We start from the raw sequence: 374 nt of genomic DNA, 5'->3' as shown, positions 1-374 counted from the left end.
TGCGGATCACCTGGTACATCAACGGCTGGGTGATCGCCGGTTCGTCGGCCTCGTTGTGGCCCCAGCGGCGGTAGCACATCAGGTCGATGACCACGTCCTTGGCGAACGTCTGGCGGAACTCGAAGGCCAGCTGTGCGGCGAACACCACCGCTTCCGGGTCATCGCCGTTCACGTGCAGCACCGGGGCGGCAATCATCTTCGCCACGTCGGTGGCATAGCGCGTGGAACGCGTATCCAGCGGGTTGGAGGTGGTGAAGCCGACCTGGTTGTTGACCACGATGTGCACGGTGCCGCCGACGGCGAAGCCGCGGGCCTGCGACATTTGGAACAGTTCCATGACCACGCCCTGGCCGGAGAAGGCCGCGTCGCCGTGG

The 374-nt window shown here is 65.8% G+C and carries 1 protein-coding gene; it reads right to left on the bottom strand.

The features are described from left to right. A partial coding sequence (locus EN846_RS33840; protein ID WP_245518769.1) for a thiamine pyrophosphate-dependent enzyme occupies positions 1-374 on the bottom strand: 374 nt, incomplete at both ends.

Source organism: Mesorhizobium sp. M4B.F.Ca.ET.203.01.1.1 (assembly GCF_004791025.1).
GTDB classification, from domain to species: Bacteria; Pseudomonadota; Alphaproteobacteria; order Rhizobiales; family Rhizobiaceae; genus Mesorhizobium; species Mesorhizobium abyssinicae.
The sequence above is the reverse complement of the archived record's forward strand: the minus strand, read 5'-3'. Positions and strand labels throughout refer to the sequence as shown.